This is a genomic window from Roseibium hamelinense (genome assembly GCF_007830545.1).
GTDB classification, from domain to species: domain Bacteria; phylum Pseudomonadota; class Alphaproteobacteria; order Rhizobiales; family Stappiaceae; genus Roseibium; species Roseibium hamelinense.
Genome location: NZ_VLLF01000002.1, coordinates 24,495 through 40,952, shown reverse-complemented (window position 1 = coordinate 40,952; position 16,458 = coordinate 24,495). Strand labels below are relative to the sequence as shown.

The window sequence follows — 16,458 nt, the reverse complement described above, 5'->3', positions numbered from 1 at the left end:
TCCACTTGAGCCCCACCTCGCCGCAATACCCACCATTATCGCGCCGTGGTCCCACACGAAGCCTTGTGAACGCGCCCGTTCGTACGCTGGTCGGACACCCCGCCCGAACGAAGCATTACACAAATTTTATGGCGGTCTTATACACCGATCCTGCGTCAATAATCCATGCAAAAAATTCGCACGTACGGTTATATCTTAATAGTTTGGAACGATACAGTTCCTAATTCCATGTTTTCGCAAATTGAAATCTATGTTGAAACGCCGAATTTACCAATACAGTTCTACTCACCAGGGGTAGATTTCCTGTAATATTAATTATTGATAACTCCATTACCATTTTGAACATCCAAGATAGAACGAATGTACAAATTTGCGACGTCTTCTGCCTTAACGAGAGGTCTGCTCGGTACTCCATCAAAAAACCTTGATAACTGTCAATTTCGACAATAATCAAAAGTTCTATACTGATTGACTGCCGCAATTAATTGCATCGTTTCATCGTTTCGAGAATTTTCGAATGAGCGCTCATATGAAAATTCTCGCTGTTTTTGTAGCGCGCTGCCAATAAAAAAGATGCGGATAAACATCAAGTTTTGAGTAACCACCCTGACAAGTCCTAGAAAAATCGATCAAACCAGCCTCGTAAAGTCGCACAATGTGCACTTCCGGATTGACAGTTTGACAGGAAAGGGATTTTTAAAGGGCCATAAAGACCGCACTGAATGCGGCCCGGCTGGACTGGCCCTTCTTCAAATCGCTCGATACCGCATGACAAAAGACAAACCATCTTCGATCAAGACCGCAAGCGCCGAACCAGTGATGAGTCCGGAACAGTTCCGCGATTGGCGAAAATCACTTGGGCTGAAGCAAAAGGAAGCAGCGGATCAGCTCGGCCTCAAGAAACGGATGATCCAGTATTACGAAAAGGGAAACCGGGACGGCCGACCGGTCGATATTCCCAAATCGATTCGGCTTGCCTGTTATGCGCTTTCGAGAGGGATTGTTGACTTCAACGGGCGCCGGGAAGTCCTGAACGCACCAGCGTCCAACAGTGCCGAAGACGACAAGAGCACCGACGCCTTGGCATAACTCTGCGCTGCGGTGCGCAGCAGCGCACGGTTCCAAAATTCTTATCTGAATCGGGCATGCGCGGGGTTTCATACCCCGCAGCTTTTGCCTATAAGACGCGCTCAGCCAACATCGTTATTCATCCATCGGCCGCGCCGACCCCGGAATGCACTGTACCGGGGACGGTTGCTGCGAGCCCCTGCGAGCCCAGATGCCAAAACGCACAGATATTTCCTCCATCCTGATCATTGGCGCTGGCCCGATTGTCATCGGCCAGGCCTGCGAATTCGACTATTCGGGAACACAAGCGTGCAAAGCGCTGCGTGAGGAAGGCTACCGCATCATTCTGGTGAATTCGAACCCGGCAACGATCATGACCGATCCGGATCTTGCCGATGCCACCTACATTGAGCCGATTACGCCCGACATTGTCGCCAAAATCATTGAAAAGGAACGCCCGGACGCGCTCTTGCCAACCATGGGCGGACAAACCGCGCTGAACTGCGCGCTTGATCTTCAGGAAATGGGTGTTCTGGAACAGTTCGGTGTCGAGATGATCGGCGCCCGCGCCGATGTGATCGAAAAGGCGGAAGACCGGGAAAAATTCAGGGCTGCCATGGACGCAATCGGGCTGGAAAACCCGAGAGCGGCGATCGCCTCGTCTCCGGCCATCCGCGGCGAGAACGGAAAGATTACCGGCTATGATCGCAATGCCGGGTATCTGGAGGCGATGCGGGCTCTTGATGAGATCGGCCTTCCGGCCATCATCCGTCCCGCCTTCACGCTGGGCGGAACTGGCGGCGGTGTCGCCTACAACCGAGAAGAATACGAGACAATCGTCCGCTCCGGAATCGATGCGTCTCCCGTTGGTCAGGTCCTGATCGATGAAAGCCTTCTGGGCTGGAAAGAGTATGAAATGGAAGTCGTCCGTGACAAGGCGGACAACTGCATCATCATCTGCTCGATTGAGAACGTTGATCCGATGGGTGTGCATACGGGCGATTCCATCACGGTTGCTCCGGCGCTCACACTGACCGACAAGGAATACCAGATCATGCGCGACGCCTCGCTGGCGGTTTTGCGTGAGATCGGCGTCGAAACCGGCGGCTCCAACGTCCAGTTCGCGGTCAATCCGGACAACGGACGTCTGGTTGTCATTGAAATGAACCCGCGGGTGTCCCGCTCATCCGCTCTTGCTTCAAAGGCAACCGGATTCCCGATTGCCAAGGTCGCTGCCAAGCTTGCGGTCGGCTACACGCTGGATGAACTGGAAAACGACATCACCGGCGGTGCAACGCCTGCTTCGTTTGAACCGTCAATTGACTATGTCGTGACGAAGATCCCCCGCTTCGCCTTTGAAAAGTTCCCGGGCTCCGAGCCGACACTCACGACCGCCATGAAGTCGGTTGGCGAAGTGATGGCGATCGGCAGGAACTTCTGTGAGAGCTTGCAAAAAGCCCTGCGCGGGCTGGAAACCGGACTGAATGGACTGGATGAGATCGACATTCCCGGTCTCGGCCAAGACGACGACATGAACGCGATCCGGGCGGCAATCTCGACCCCGACACCGGAACGGCTGCTCTACGTCGCTCAAGCCATGCGCATGGGCGTCAGCCTCGACGACATTCACCAGGCGTCCAAAATCAATCCTTGGTTCTTGGAGCAAATGGCCCAGATCGTTGCGATGGAGCAGAAGATCCGCTTGAACGGACTACCCGAAGACGCCGTCAATTTGCGCATGCTGAAAAGCATGGGCTTTTCAGACGCCAGGCTGGCAGGATTGAGTGGCCTTTCAGAGGCGGATATCGCCCGCAAGCGCCGCGATCTGGACGTGCACCCCGTGTTCAAGCGGATCGACACATGCGCCGCGGAATTTGCCTCCCCGACCGCCTATATGTATTCCACCTATGAGGCGCCGTTCATCGGGGCTCCAGCATGTGAAGCCAATCCGTCCGACCGCAAGAAGGTCGTCATTTTGGGCGGCGGACCGAACCGCATCGGTCAGGGTATCGAGTTCGATTATTGCTGCTGTCATGCCGCGTTCGCCCTCGAGGACGCTGGCTATGAAACCATCATGGTCAACTGCAACCCGGAAACGGTTTCCACGGACTACGACACGTCTGACCGGCTCTATTTCGAGCCGCTGACATCGGAAGACGTCCTGGAGATCATTCGCAAGGAGCAGGAAAACGGCACGTTGCATGGCCTGATTGTCCAGTTCGGCGGTCAGACACCGCTGAAATTGGCACAGGCACTGATGAAAGCGGACGTTCCGATCCTCGGAACCTCACCTGACATGATCGATCTGGCCGAAGACCGCGACCGGTTCCAGAAGCTTTTGATCAAGCTGGACATGAAGCAGCCCGAAAACGGGATTGCCTACTCGGTTGAGCAGGGCCGCTTGATCGCCAACCAGCTTGGATTGCCCCTGGTGGTTCGCCCGTCTTACGTTCTTGGCGGACGCGCGATGCAAATCATCCGTGATGAGGAAGCGCTCAATTCCTACCTCTTGGGAACACTGCCCGAGCTGGTCCCTGCCGAAGTGCGGGCGAAATACCCGAATGACAAGACCGGACAGATCAACACGGTTCTGGGCACAAATCCGCTCCTGTTCGACCGGTATCTGGAAGGCGCGATCGAAGTCGATGTCGATGCGCTGTGCGACGGCAAGGACGTCTTTGTTTGCGGGATCATGGAGCACATCGAAGAAGCCGGCATTCACTCTGGCGACAGCGCCTGCTCGCTTCCGCCTTTCTCTCTGTCCGAAGAGCTGATCGCAGAATTGAAACGCCAGACCACGGCTCTTGCCCTGGCGCTTGAAGTCGGCGGGCTGATGAACGTGCAATACGCCATCAAGGATGGCGAGATCTATGTGCTGGAGGTGAACCCGCGTGCTTCCCGGACCGTGCCTTTTGTCGCCAAGACCGTCGGCGCGCCGTTTGCAAAGATCGCCAGCCGCGTCATGGCAGGCGAACCGTTGGCCTCATTCAATTTGAGTGAAAAGCCGCTCAATCATGTCGCGGTCAAAGAGGCCGTGTTCCCGTTTGCCCGGTTCCCGGGCGTCGACACGATCCTGGGCCCGGAAATGCGTTCGACCGGTGAGGTCATGGGTCTCGACACCGCATTTTCCACCGCTTTTGCGAAATCCCAGATCGGTGGGGGGACGCGTGTACCGGAGACCGGCACTGTGTTTGTGTCCATGCGCGATCAGGACAAGGCCGGTGTTGTTGAGGCGGTGCGCAGCCTGGAGGCTGCAGGCTTTGCCATTATCGCGACAGGCGGGACCCAGCAGTTCCTCAATGAAAATGGAATTTCCTGTACTAAAATCAACAAGGTACTGGAAGGCCGGCCACATATCGTCGATGCCATCAAGAACGGTGAAGTGCAGCTGGTGTTCAACACCACGGAAGGGGCGCAGGCGATTTCGGACAGCCGGTCGATGCGCCGGGCGGCCTTGCTGAATAAGGTACCATATTACACAACACTTGCAGGGTCTGTTGCCGCAGCGAAAGGTATTGTTGCGTTTAAGTCTGGCAGCCTTGAAGTAAAGCCTTTGCAATCTTATTTCGCCTGAGGCTAAGATAGTCGAGCCCAGGCCGGGAAAGGATGCCTTTCCCGGCCCGGTTTGTTTTTGTGACACGCGGTCCTTGATAGAGGGGGACCCAATAAACTGAAGGTCTGAGACCCATGGAAAAAGTTCCGATGACCTCTGCCGGTTACAAGATGCTGCAGGACGAGTTGAAGCATCGCGCATCGGTCGAACGCCCGCGCATTGTTGACGCCATTGCAGAGGCACGCGCCCATGGCGATTTGTCGGAGAACGCGGAATACCACGCCGCCAAGGAAGCCCAAAGCCACAATGAAGGCCGCATCACCGAGCTCGAAGACAAGCTGTCGCGCGCCGAGGTGATCGACGTGTCCAAATTGTCCGGAGACGTTGTGAAGTTCGGGGCAACCGTTTCTCTTGTCGATGAAGACACCGAGGAAGAAAAGGTCTACATGATCGTCGGCGATGTGGAATCGGACGTCAAACAGGCCAAGATTTCAATTTCCTCCCCGATTGCGCGCGCGCTCATCGGTAAATCCGTCGGCGACAGCGTCGAGGTTGCTGCTCCCGGCGGCGCTCGGTCCTACGAGATCGTTGAAGTCAAGTTCGTCTAACCGACATTCCTTCAAGTTTGCCTTTGACGCGTGCGGAAGCGCCGCTAGAGTAGCGTCAGTCCGTCGCTTCAAGGGCGAACCTGATGGTATTTAATACGCTTAGTTTTTTCCTGCTTGTTTTGGCGGTGCCGCTTTGGGCGTACCGGCAGAACCTATATTTGCGCCTTCAAGTACGCGAACGCAGCGTGTTCCGCCGCATTGTCAGCAAACGCCATGAACCGCTGTGGTCATTCGGCCTCAAACTCTACGGCGCTCTTTTGCTGGCTGTGAGCATTTTCGCCGCTTTCATTTATGGCCTCCGCTACATCAAGCGGGGAGACATCTATGAAAGCGACTACAACGACGTTATTCGCAACCGCTTATACTCCGGACACGACAGCGTCGACGGGTCTCTCGATGCGGTGATTTACGACCAGCATTTCCTGCTCGTCATCCTGATCACCTGCCTGATCCTGACAGTGAGCATTATGCTCGCTCTCGCGCCGGCGCGGGACATACTGATCATCAAGAAATTACGCAGCAAACTCCAAAGCCGAACGAGCTGACATACTCAAGCACGCAGGATTCCACTTCCAGGGCTGCAAAATAGCTCTGTTCAACAGCCCGCTGTTTCCATGCCAGATGCATCCGTTTTGAGAGCTTTTATCTTCCTCTGAGACGCTCCCTTGGGAGCCATTTTGCGCGTCGAAACACGGGCAGCCGTGGTCACGCAGCCGTTCGCACCCGGACCGGCCGCGCCTCAGGCTTGGTCACTTTTGAGCAAGTGTCTGATTTTTCGAAGTTTATCTTACGTATAGTAAGATTGCATGTTACATTTTATCGTCTTTTGGTTGTTTAACGCAGATTGGAGAGGGCGTTATGGCAGACGATGAAAGCGGCAAGGAAGCCGAACCAATTGTACTTCAAACTTCAGACGGACGTTTTTTCAAAATTCCAGTGTCAGCACTCGAAGATTTCTCAATGAGTTCCGAGGATGTCGAAAGCGAACTCAAAAAACGCGGGATGACGCCGGCGCCCGCTGGGGGGCAAGCACCGGTGCCAGGCTCGTTTGTGCGGGCCGCCCCGTCCGGCATGGTCCGCGCAGCCCCGTCCGGCATGGTCCGCGCAGCTCCGTCCGGCATGGTCCGCGCAGCCCCCGGTGTCACTTTTGTTCCATTCACGGGCTACAGGTGAGCATATGGCCATTCCATATCATGCCTTTTTTGAAAGGCCTTACGTCGCACCAAACCTGATAAGGCGTGCGGTGTCTCATGGTGGCGAGGTTTTTGACTTCACGATTGATCCGGGCACTCAAAACTGGGCTTTATTGGACCAAAGGGCGCGCTTTTATGCGCGCCTTGCTGATGGAAGAACACGGCTGGCAGACATCATGGGCACAGCCTCCACAGACATCTGCACGGCCGATCTCCTGACGCTTCATGAAGACATGCGGTCAACTGGTCTCAGCTGGTCGTCAATGCGCGAACAACGGCAGGCCTCAACGCCGGTTTATGCCCATGGCGAACCGGTTGGACTCCACCTGGAGATCACCAATGCTTGCAATCTGTCTTGCAAACACTGCTATGTGGCCTCCGGCAAGCCTTTGCCCAATGAAATGAGTGATGCAGAAATCTACCGCGCCATAGATCTGCTCCCGCCATTTGCGGGTCTCCAGCTCGCCATCTCGGGAGGCGAACCAATTGCCCGGAAGAACTGCATGGACTTCGTGCGGTATGCAGCAATGGACTGCGGGCACCGTGTTGATCTTTACACCAATGCCTGGAAGTTCCCCCGCAAGTATGCCGAAACAATCAAGTCCATCAACGACAGTGCCATCGGACACGTCCGGATCCAGATGAGTTTGGAGGGCGCAAATGGCCAGACCAACGATATGGTGCGCGGTGTCGGGTCCTATTCCGAAGCGATGAAATCGCTTCAGATGTTTAAAGAAATGGGGCTGGCAAGGGATGTCGTTTTGTTTGTCTGCATCACGGCGAGCAACATTCACGAAATTGATGCACTAATCGAGCTGGCCGAAACCCACGGCATCGGCCAGCTGGTGTTCTCACAATGGCAACGGCAGGGCCATGCGCAAGACACCCCCTGGGCCAAGATCGCACCAACGACAGAGGAGTGGGTTGCCGCTGGAGAGCGAATCCTGCGGTATTCGAACCCGAACATGCGGGTTTACGGGAACTTTCATGGCGATATCCGGAATACACCGGAAGGGCGGCTTGATCTGGATTCCCCTCTTTTCCCGAAACATATCTTCTTTTTCAATGCGTTCCCGCGCATCACCCCTGAAGGAGACATTCTCGCGGACCAGCTATGGGTGAGCGAAGACTGGTTCCTGGGGAAATCTGAAAAACGAAACCACGTTGGAGAAGGCGTTTCAGAACCCGAAATTTCATGCCCAACTGGAGATGATGCGCGAGCGCACGAAATACATCGACGACTGCAAGAAGTGCCGTTGGCATGACGTATGCGAAGGGGGCTCTCCCGGTCACACACACGCCGAATATGGTCACATGAATGAAAAGGATCTGTTCTGCGACGCCCGAATGTACTGGTTTGACCGGTATGTCGAGCACCAGTCCCGCAAGCTGCTCGGCCCGGAGGCACGGATCATTGACGACGTGCCAGCCCTTGATCAGGCCTATTGAACCGGCAAAAATTACGGAAACTGGCGGCATGGTTCAAAACATGCCGCCCAAATGAACGCCGAGGACCCGATGAGCAGCGAGGACCGGCGCTGGTCGAATTCAGTCCTCGATCGGGACAATCGGGTCGTCCTTGGTCTTCCGGATGGTCAAGGCGGTGCGGACACTGTCGACATTCTGTGTCGCGGTAAGCTCGCGGATGATGAAATTCTGAAAGGCCTGAAGATCCGGCGCCACACATTTGAGCAGGAAATCCACCTCACCAGACAGCATGTAGCTTTCGCGCACAATCGGCCAGGATTTCACGGTTTGCTCGAACGCCAGAAGATCGGCCTCTGTCTGGCTGTGCAATCCGACCATGGCAAAAGCCGTGACGTCGTAGCCGAGCTGCTTTTCATCCAGCAGCGTGCGGTAGCCCTGGATAAGCCCGACTTCCTCAAGCGCGCGGACCCGGCGCAGACACGGCGGCGCCGATATCCCGACCCGCCGCGCCAGCTCCACATTGGTCATCCGGCCATCGGCCTGGAGTTCCTTCAAGATATGCCAGTCAATCGTGTCGAGGCGCGCTTTCACCGTGATCTCCTCAAACCCTTGTTCAGCAAGGGTCCAATCTGCCAGCACAAACGTGCTACACAGGGCAGCAGCGGCTGGTCCGTTCGATAGGGATGCCATTCAGGCGTTTGTGTCTGCCGGATTATGATTTTTTGCGCGTCTGTGCAAGAGTATAACAAAAATGCGCACGATTCAGAAAGATAACCAAACGGAAAGCATCGTTTCCGATCCCAAAAATGACCGGCCCCTGCCCCGGTTGGTTTGGGTGCTCACCGATGGCAAGGCGGGGGACGAGGCCCAGTGCGTTGGCGTGGCCGAAGCGCTCGGCGTGCCCTACTCCGTCCGCCGCATCGCGCCGCGCGCGCCCTTCTCCTGGTTCTTGCCGCACGGTCCAATCGACCCGAAAGAGAGCGAACGCCTGCCGGGAAGTCCGATCGCACCGCCATTTCCTGATGTTGCAATCGCCTCGGGTCGGCGTGCCGCCGCCTATCTCAAGCGGATCAAAACAGCCTCGGGCGGGCAGACATTCACGGTTTTCCTCAAGGATCCCCGTATTGGACAAGATGCGGCCGACGTGATCTGGGTGCCCGAACACGACCAGCTGCGCGGAGCCAATGTGCTCGTGTCACCGACCAGCCCGCACCGTTTTTCGGGGGAAAAACTGCAAGACCTGCGTGCAGGCGCCGATCCGGACATTGATGCACTGCCTTGCCCGCGCATCGCCGTTCTTGTCGGCGGCAACAGCCGGCACCACAGGTTTGAGAAGGACGACGTGGCAGAATTCACCAGGGGACTGTCTGAGTGGAACAAGGACCAGAGCGCTGGCTTTATGATCACCGCCTCGCGTCGCACACCCGAAGGGTTGAAAAGCGCATTAAAAAGCTTCGCACAAGAATGCGGGGCCATTTTTTGGGATGGCACCGGCGGCAACCCGATGGAGCGCTTTTTGGCCAAGGCGGATGCCATTGTGGCAACCGCCGACAGCACCAACATGATTGGCGAGGCGGCAGCAACCGGCAAGCCGATCCATGTGTTCAGGCCGAGCGGCGGTCACGCGAAAATTGAACGCTTTCTCGCTAACCTTGAAAAGAAAGGGGTTATTCACCCCTTTCCCGGCCCGTTTAAAACCACTACCTACGAACCGATTGACGCAACGCCCTGGATCGCGCAGGACATTCTCAGAGCTTTTCAAGACCGTACTTGAAACAACGGAAAAGAGATCGCGCCCAAGAGCAGGCGATCCTGCGCACACAGGCAAGACAAGGCGTAAGCACATGACGACACAGCATTCGAAGCTGCTCATCATCGGCTCCGGCCCGGCCGGATACACAGCGGCGATTTATGCAGCCCGGGCGATGATGGAACCGACCCTGGTGGCCGGCATTCAGCCGGGCGGCCAGCTCACCATTACAACAGACGTGGAAAACTATCCTGGCTTCGCGGATCCGGTCATGGGGCCATGGCTCATGGAACAGATGGCCAAGCAGGCGGAAAATGTCGGCACGAAGCTGGTGCACGACACGATCACGAAAGCCGACCTTTCCAAACGGCCGTTTGTTCTGGAAAGCGACGGTGGCACGACATACACGGCCGACGCGCTGGTGATTGCAACGGGCGCGCAGGCCCGGTGGCTTGGGCTGCCGTCGGAGGAAGAATTCATGGGTGCGGGCGTGTCGGCCTGCGCGACCTGTGATGGCTTTTTCTACCGCAATAAGGAAGTCGTCGTGATTGGCGGTGGCAACACGGCTGTCGAAGAAGCCCTCTACCTTGCAAACCTGGCCTCCAAGGTCACGCTTGTGCACAGGCGCGACTCGCTTCGGGCAGAAAAAATCCTTCAAGACCGGTTGTTCAACCATCCAAAGATCGAGGTGGTCTGGGACCACACGCTCGATGAAATTCTGGGCGGCGGCATACCGAAGGGCGTGACCGGCGTCCGTCTGAAGCATGCGCAGACAGGTGAAACGCAGGAACTTTCGGCTGACGGTGTCTTTGTTGCAATCGGCCATGCGCCATCTGTCGAACTTTTCAAGGACCAGGTCGAGCTTAAGCCGAACGGCTACATCCTGACGAAACCGGATTCTACCCAGACATCGGTGCCGGGTGTTTTTGCAGCCGGTGACGTGACCGACGACATCTACCGGCAGGCTGTAACTGCCGCCGGCATGGGCTGCATGGCCGCGCTTGAGGCAGAGAAATTCATTGCCGAGAACGAGGCACTGGTCACCAGCGAAGCAGCGGAATAGAAGGCAACCGGCCGGGTGGGACCCGGCCGCACGGGAGACGTGAGCGATGGACTGGGACAAACTGCGGATTTTTCACGCCGCAGCGCAAGCGGGCAGCTTCACTCATGCGGGCGACAGCCTCCATATGAGCCAGTCCGCCGTGAGCCGGCAGGTTAGCTCCCTTGAGCAGGACCTCGGCGTCTCCCTGTTCCACCGCCACGCCCGCGGCCTGCTTTTGACCGAACAAGGCGAGCTGCTGTACCGCACAGCCCGCGACGTGCTGATGAAACTGGAGAGCGTGCAAACGCGCCTCAGCGACAGCAAGGATAAACCCTCAGGCATCTTGCGGGTGACAACCACCGTCGGGCTCGGCTCCACATGGCTGACATCGCGGATCAATGATTTCATCAATCTTTATCCCGATGTCGAGCTTCAGCTGATTTTTGACGACGATGAACTGGACCTCGGCATGCGCGAGGCGGATATCGCGATCCGCCTGCGTCAGCCAACCCAGCCGGATCTGATTCAGCGCAAGCTTTTCACGGTGCATTTTCACGTATTCGCCTCCCCCGCCTACCTTCAGCAGTTCGGCACACCAAAAACGATCGAAGACATCGACAGTCATCGGATCATCACGTTCGGCGAACAGGCCCCTGCCTATTTGCGCAGCATGAACTGGTTGGAAACGGCGGGAAGGGTCGCCGGTTCCCCACGCCGGTCGGTTTTGAAAATCAACAATCTTGTTGCGATCAAACGAGCGGTCCAAACCAATGTCGGCATCGCGATCCTTCCCGATTACATCATCAAGAAGGATTCGAACCTTGTTCAGGTGCTGACCGACATGGAAGACAAGGTGCCAACCTTTGACACCTATTTTGTCTATCCATCAGAGCTGAAGAACACGGCGCGGGTCACCGCATTCCGCGACTTTCTGGTCGCAAACGCCGAAGCCTGGGTGTATTGACGCCTCACAACCTGCTTCAAAAGCACAAGTGCCGGGCGCTGTTGCACCCGGCATTGCGTTTCGCTCAGTCCGATGTTCTGAAAGTCTGGTACTTGTCGAAAATCGCCGCGTGGGTGCCGTCTTGACGCAGCTTCGCAATCGATGCGTCGATCTTGCTGCGCAACTCCTCCGCGCGCGGAGATGCCCTGGAGATGTAGATGTGATAGGTGGCGTTTTCCGCCGTCTCGAAAGTCTGAATCCTGAGCCCCGCCGGCACAATCGGGTTTCCAACAGCTGCAGAGCCCAGGACAGGTTCAATTGCAGTCGGAACAGCATCACATCGTCCGGCTTCCACCATCTTCAAGGCGAGCTCGGTGCTTTTGGCAGACGTGTCGATGTCTCCGATAACCCAATTTTCGTAGGCATACCCAAACACACCGCAAAACTTGTATTTTTTGGTATCGGCAACCGTCATCAAATCCAGTCCGTTCGGATGGTATGCCGGATTGTAAAACAAGCCGCTGGTCGTTTCGTATAACGGCTTGGTGATGAGATATGTTGCCGCGCGCTCTTCAGTGAAGCTGCCGTTGGAAAAAGCCTCGAACCCGCCGCTCGGGCCGAAACTTGCCACCTCATACATACAGCGCTTCCACGGCAGCAGTTCGAGCAAGTATTCGATTCCGGCATCTGCGAAAACGGCTGTCATGAACTCGACGGCGGCGCCTTCGATCTTGTCAGTATTCACCCGGCCGTTCTCTACTGGATGATAGATGTAAGGCGGCCAGCCCTCCTGATCATCGCAGATCTTCAGGGTATCGGCCTGCGCAGATACGGATAAAAAACATCCGCACATTCCCAATAAAGTGGTGAACCGCATCTCAAACCCCGCACAACAAATACGCAGCGCCAGAAACGACCCTCTCCTAGAAAGCTTAACAAACCACATTTGAAGAACGAACGTTACGGGCCGGTTGATCGAATGAGCATCTCAATCCATGCCGACGCAGCGCTTGTGCCGGCAACATGAGCTGGACGGTTCACGCAAACGAAACGGTGCATAAAAATTAGTCACGCCAAAAACCGAGCCATGTTCATAGTGAACAGCTCATCCGTTTTTGCATATCTGCGTTGCAAGAGTGCCTCTTGTTTCAGCAGCTTGTGCACTGCATATAAGCATCACTGTTGGCCAGTCGGCGCCGTACTTTCCTCCCAACGGCGCTGTCTTTGCCAGCTGTTCCCCTCTGGAAGGTGATTCCACTGGTTTATCAGTGAATCGAAACAAACTGCCGGGTCCTTGGACCCGGCTTTTTTTTGCCCGCATTTTTGTCATGGATTTTTATGACAATAAAAATACCGTGGCCATATGGCGAAATGCCAGACCAATCCCCATATCAAGCTGGAACGGGCAAGACCCGTTTTCCTCCCCGGAGCCCGCTTCCCCCAGCGAGGCTCAAAACTAAGGGCCGGTCGCGGAAAGCGCCGGCCCTTCTTTTCTGCCCCGTCAGTTCATGGTGCTACATGAACAGCAACTCACCTTCCATATCCTTGTAGAGATGCGCCACCTGCTCCTCGTAACCGTTGTAGAGCATGGTGTTCCGGCGCTGATCGGTGCCCAAGAGACGCTCGCTTGCCTGGCTCCAACGCGGATGTGGCACGCTCGGGTTCACATTGGCCCAAAAACCGTATTCCTTCCCCTGGATCTCTTCCCAGAAGCTGACAGGACGCTGATCGGTAAAGCTCACACGTACAATCGACTTGATGGACTTGAAGCCGTATTTCCATGGCATCACCATCCGGATCGGAGCTCCGAACTGCTTGGCAAGAGGCTTGCCGTAGATGCCCGTCGCCACGAATGCCAGTTCGTTGTTGGCCTCATCGATCGTCATGCCCTCAACATACGGCCAAGGATACCAGCTCTGCTTCTGGCCACTTGCGACCGAAGGGTCGAGAAAGGTTTCGAACCGGACATATTTGGCTTCCGGTTTCGGGCTTGCGAGCTTCACAAGCTCAGACATTTGAAAGCCGGACCAAGGCACAGCCATTGCCCATGCCTCAACACATCGGTGCCGGTAAAGGCGTTCCTCGAGTGGCATCTTGGCCAGTATGTCGTCGATATCGAGCACTTGCGGATTGTCGACCAGGCCGTCAATCGTCACCGTCCACGGCCGGATCGGCAGCTTTTGTGCCAGGGGCGCAATTTGCTTGTGAGAACCGAATTCATAGAAATTGTTGTAGGTCGAAGCAGCATCTTCTTCCGTCAGATCGCGGTCCAGCGTGAAGGCGGGATTGCGTTCCACCGGATAAAGACCGGCACTCGGATCGGTTTCGGCAAAGGCAGGGCGCATGCCGAGCCCCGAGCCCAAAAGAACTCCGGTTCCGGCGATGCCGGCTAAAAACGTGCGCCGGTTCAAAAACACGTGTTCCGGGGTCGCTTCGCTTTCCGGGATAGCCCAGGACGGCTTGCGAATAATATTCATCGAATGCGCTCCTCTAATCGCACCGCATTAAAACCGCATGCGCCCCATCAAACGCAAATAAAGCCCTGGTGAAGCCGGATTGAACCGGACCAGCAAGGCGCCCTGTTCCGAAGCATGCTTCATTGACACCATATAGGGCCCGCGGGCGCCCTGCCTATTTCTTGCAGGCCTGCCCGCGCTTTGTGTGCTCAGGCCGCCTGTTTTCCGGCCCTTTTGAGCGCAGCTTCCGCCGGTTTTCCGGTGAGTTCCGCCATATGATCAAAGACCGACGTGAATATCGCAACGCCAGCTGTTGCCGAGCGCAGCTCGACGATCAGATCGCCGAGCTCGCTTTCAGGCATGAGAGCCAGGACTTCATCCCAGCCGTTCCAGCCAGGCCTTGCATCGAAACCGAGGATCTGCCCGCGGCGGGCGGACACGATCGCATTGATCCGGGCCGTCGCATCCGACGGACAAAAGACCGACACCTTCCGGATCGGCTCAAGCAACACCGGTTTGCACTCCGGCAGCCCCTCGCGAATGGCCAAAATACCCGCCATCTTGAAGGCCTGATCGGAACTGTCGACCGAATGGTAAGAACCATCTGTCAGACACGCGGCGACATCGACGACCGGAAATCCGAGCGGCCCGCATTGCAAGGCTTCGAGGACGCCATCCCGCACCGATGGAATATACTGTTTGGGCACCACTCCACCGGTGATCCGGTCAGAAAAATGCACTCCTTCACCACGCGGCAACGGAGAAATTTCCAAGACCGCGTCACCGAACTGGCCATGGCCGCCAGACTGTTTCTTGTGCCGTCCCCGGACGGTGGTTCGGGCCCGAATGCTTTCAGCGTACGGCACCTCAGGCGGGGCCACGTGCAGATCAAGCCCGTATTTGCCCGCCAGTCGCTCGCGGGCGACACGCAAGTGCATTTCCCCCTGCCCCCTTAAAATGGTCTGGCCGGTTGTCTGGTTCTGTTCCACCTCAAGCGAGGGATCTTCTTCGACAAGTTTTGCCAAGGCGGCGGACAGACGCACCTCATCCTTGCGCTGATTTGCGGAAACCGCTACCGCGAGCACAGGCGGCATGCTGACCTTGCAACCGGATGCCGGCGCTTCGCTGAAGGTCTGACGCAGGGCCTCCCCGGTTGCGACCCCCTCAAGCTTTCCCAATCCGACCAGATCGCCGGCTTCGGCCGTTACCCGTTTGCTTGCCTGCTGTCCGAACACGGAAAACAGGCCGGAGACTTTCACCGCGCTGCCGTCCGCACGCAGCAAGCTGTCTCCATCTGCAACTGGGTCCCCGAAGATCCGCGCGATACTCAATTTGCCTCCGTGCAGCGTATGCAAGGTCTTGAGAACCTGCACCGCTCCTCCACCGGCCGCTTCAAGCCGTGCCCGGGTAACACTGGCCTCCGGGGTTTCATGGCGCAGCGCCTTCAACAACCGGCCAACGCCATTGCCGTGTTCGGCGGAACCAAAGAACACGGGGCAAATGAGACCTTGCCGCAATTCGCTTACCAAGTCGGCGAACACAACATCCGACTCAGGGGCGATGTCGTCCAGCAGCGCTTCCATCAGCGCATCGTCGTGATCTGCAAGCGTCTCAAGCATCGAGAACCGCGCCTCGTGTTCGCGGGCCCTGTCCTGATCACTCATATCGATCCGGGTACTTGCCTCGCGCTCGTGGTAGACATGTGCGCGTTCCAGGGCCAGATCTATAAAACCTGTGGCCCGGCCATTCTCCCAGATCGGGATCTGACGCAAGACAAACGGCACCTCGGAGGCCGGCTGCAGCATCGGCAGGACATCACGCAGGGCCCGGGTACTCTTGTCGATCTTGTTCAAAAACAAAACCCGCGGAATGGCGCGGGCTTCAAGGGATTTCAGGATCAATTGCAAGGCCGGCACCTTGCGCTCGTCGTCTTCGGCGACAATGACCGCCAAGTCCACCCCGTCGAGCGCACCTTCCATGTCTCCCAGGAATTCAACAGACCCCGGACAGTCTATGAAGCTGTAAGTGTCGCCAAGATACTCTACTTCGGCGAGGTTCATCTCAACACTCATGGCGTGATTGCGCGCCTCAGGCGAGGCATCGCCAACCGTGTTCCCATCGCCGACACTGCCCTGACGGGCGACCGCACCTGTTCTGGCCAAAATTGCTTCAAGCAGGCTGGTTTTGCCACTTCCGAAGGGCCCGACAAGCGCGATGCATCGATGCCGTCCTGCCGCGCCCGCCGGACTGACACGTCCACCCTGCCCGCTGCTGTGTGTGCTGCTCGCCATACTTCGCCTCCCGTTTGCTTGAGGGATCCCCCCATACAACGCGGTCCGGCCGGCAAAGACGCGGCCAGCCGCGCCTGATCCACCTGCTATTGGTGGGCTTTCATCGTCGCGCCACACGGGTGCAAA

At 56.7% G+C, this 16,458-nt stretch carries 14 protein-coding genes; 10 read left to right on the top strand and 4 right to left on the bottom strand.

Annotation, left to right across the window (positions count from 1 at the left end):
* The first annotated feature begins 768 nt into the window (after window positions 1-768).
* From JM93_RS05020 to JM93_RS22370, 7 genes are all read left to right on the top strand, one after another.
* A complete protein-coding gene (locus JM93_RS05020) occupies window positions 769-1,089 on the top strand; it encodes a helix-turn-helix domain-containing protein (protein ID WP_244300762.1) in 321 nt (106 codons plus the stop codon).
* 190 nt (window positions 1,090-1,279) lie between these two features.
* Window positions 1,280-4,642 (top strand): carbamoyl-phosphate synthase large subunit, encoded by a 3,363-nt coding sequence (carB, locus tag JM93_RS05015; protein ID WP_145341103.1) that lies wholly within the window; start codon window positions 1,280-1,282, stop codon window positions 4,640-4,642.
* 113 nt (window positions 4,643-4,755) lie between these two features.
* On the top strand, window positions 4,756-5,229 hold the full coding sequence (gene greA, locus JM93_RS05010; RefSeq protein WP_145341102.1) for a transcription elongation factor GreA: 474 nt from the start codon (window positions 4,756-4,758) through the stop codon (window positions 5,227-5,229).
* Between the two features lie 83 nt (window positions 5,230-5,312).
* Window positions 5,313-5,774 (top strand): hypothetical protein, encoded by a 462-nt coding sequence (locus JM93_RS05005; RefSeq protein WP_145341101.1) that lies wholly within the window; start codon window positions 5,313-5,315, stop codon window positions 5,772-5,774.
* Between the two features lie 313 nt (window positions 5,775-6,087).
* Window positions 6,088-6,402, top strand: a complete 315-nt coding sequence (locus JM93_RS21680) for a hypothetical protein (RefSeq protein ID WP_155197693.1) — start codon at window positions 6,088-6,090, stop codon at window positions 6,400-6,402.
* Window positions 6,403-6,406: 4 nt separating this feature from the next.
* On the top strand, window positions 6,407-7,687 hold the full coding sequence (locus tag JM93_RS04995; protein ID WP_145341099.1) for a radical SAM protein: 1,281 nt from the start codon (window positions 6,407-6,409) through the stop codon (window positions 7,685-7,687).
* Window positions 7,587-7,871 (top strand): hypothetical protein, encoded by a 285-nt coding sequence (locus tag JM93_RS22370; RefSeq protein ID WP_170230534.1) that lies wholly within the window; start codon window positions 7,587-7,589, stop codon window positions 7,869-7,871. The genes JM93_RS04995 and JM93_RS22370 overlap by 101 nt, the downstream gene beginning before the upstream one ends.
* Before the next feature lie 99 nt (window positions 7,872-7,970).
* Here the strand turns inward: JM93_RS22370 and JM93_RS04985 are convergent, their stop codons facing one another.
* The gene (locus tag JM93_RS04985) at window positions 7,971-8,441 is read right to left on the bottom strand and encodes an Lrp/AsnC family transcriptional regulator (RefSeq protein WP_145341839.1); all 471 of its coding nucleotides are present in this window, start codon (window positions 8,439-8,441) and stop codon (window positions 7,971-7,973) included.
* A gap of 160 nt (window positions 8,442-8,601) precedes the next feature.
* Here JM93_RS04985 and JM93_RS04980 point away from each other — a divergent pair, with 160 nt between their 5' ends.
* The 3 genes from JM93_RS04980 to JM93_RS04970 all read left to right on the top strand — a co-directional run bounded on the left by JM93_RS04980 (window position 8,602) and on the right by JM93_RS04970 (window position 11,606).
* Window positions 8,602-9,624 carry a mitochondrial fission ELM1 family protein gene (locus tag JM93_RS04980; protein ID WP_196220753.1) on the top strand — a complete coding sequence of 341 codons (1,023 nt, stop codon included), beginning with the start codon at window positions 8,602-8,604 and terminating at the stop codon, window positions 9,622-9,624.
* A 70-nt stretch (window positions 9,625-9,694) separates the two neighbouring features.
* Window positions 9,695-10,663, top strand: a complete 969-nt coding sequence (trxB, locus tag JM93_RS04975; RefSeq protein WP_145341097.1) for a thioredoxin-disulfide reductase — start codon at window positions 9,695-9,697, stop codon at window positions 10,661-10,663.
* Between the two features lie 46 nt (window positions 10,664-10,709).
* The gene (locus JM93_RS04970; RefSeq protein WP_145341096.1) at window positions 10,710-11,606 is read left to right on the top strand and encodes a LysR family transcriptional regulator; all 897 of its coding nucleotides are present in this window, start codon (window positions 10,710-10,712) and stop codon (window positions 11,604-11,606) included.
* A gap of 64 nt (window positions 11,607-11,670) precedes the next feature.
* On the opposite strand, the gene JM93_RS04965 is transcribed toward JM93_RS04970, so the two are convergent.
* The 3 genes from JM93_RS04965 to JM93_RS04955 all read right to left on the bottom strand — a co-directional run bounded on the left by JM93_RS04965 (window position 11,671) and on the right by JM93_RS04955 (window position 16,332).
* Entirely contained in the window at window positions 11,671-12,462 is a 792-nt protein-coding gene (locus JM93_RS04965) for a substrate-binding periplasmic protein (RefSeq protein WP_170230532.1), read from the bottom strand.
* 637 nt (window positions 12,463-13,099) lie between these two features.
* Window positions 13,100-14,062 (bottom strand): protein-methionine-sulfoxide reductase catalytic subunit MsrP, encoded by a 963-nt coding sequence (gene msrP, locus JM93_RS04960; protein WP_145341094.1) that lies wholly within the window; start codon window positions 14,060-14,062, stop codon window positions 13,100-13,102.
* A gap of 188 nt (window positions 14,063-14,250) precedes the next feature.
* Window positions 14,251-16,332 (bottom strand): elongation factor G, encoded by a 2,082-nt coding sequence (locus JM93_RS04955; RefSeq protein ID WP_145341093.1) that lies wholly within the window; start codon window positions 16,330-16,332, stop codon window positions 14,251-14,253.
* Between the last annotated feature and the right edge of the window lie 126 nt (window positions 16,333-16,458).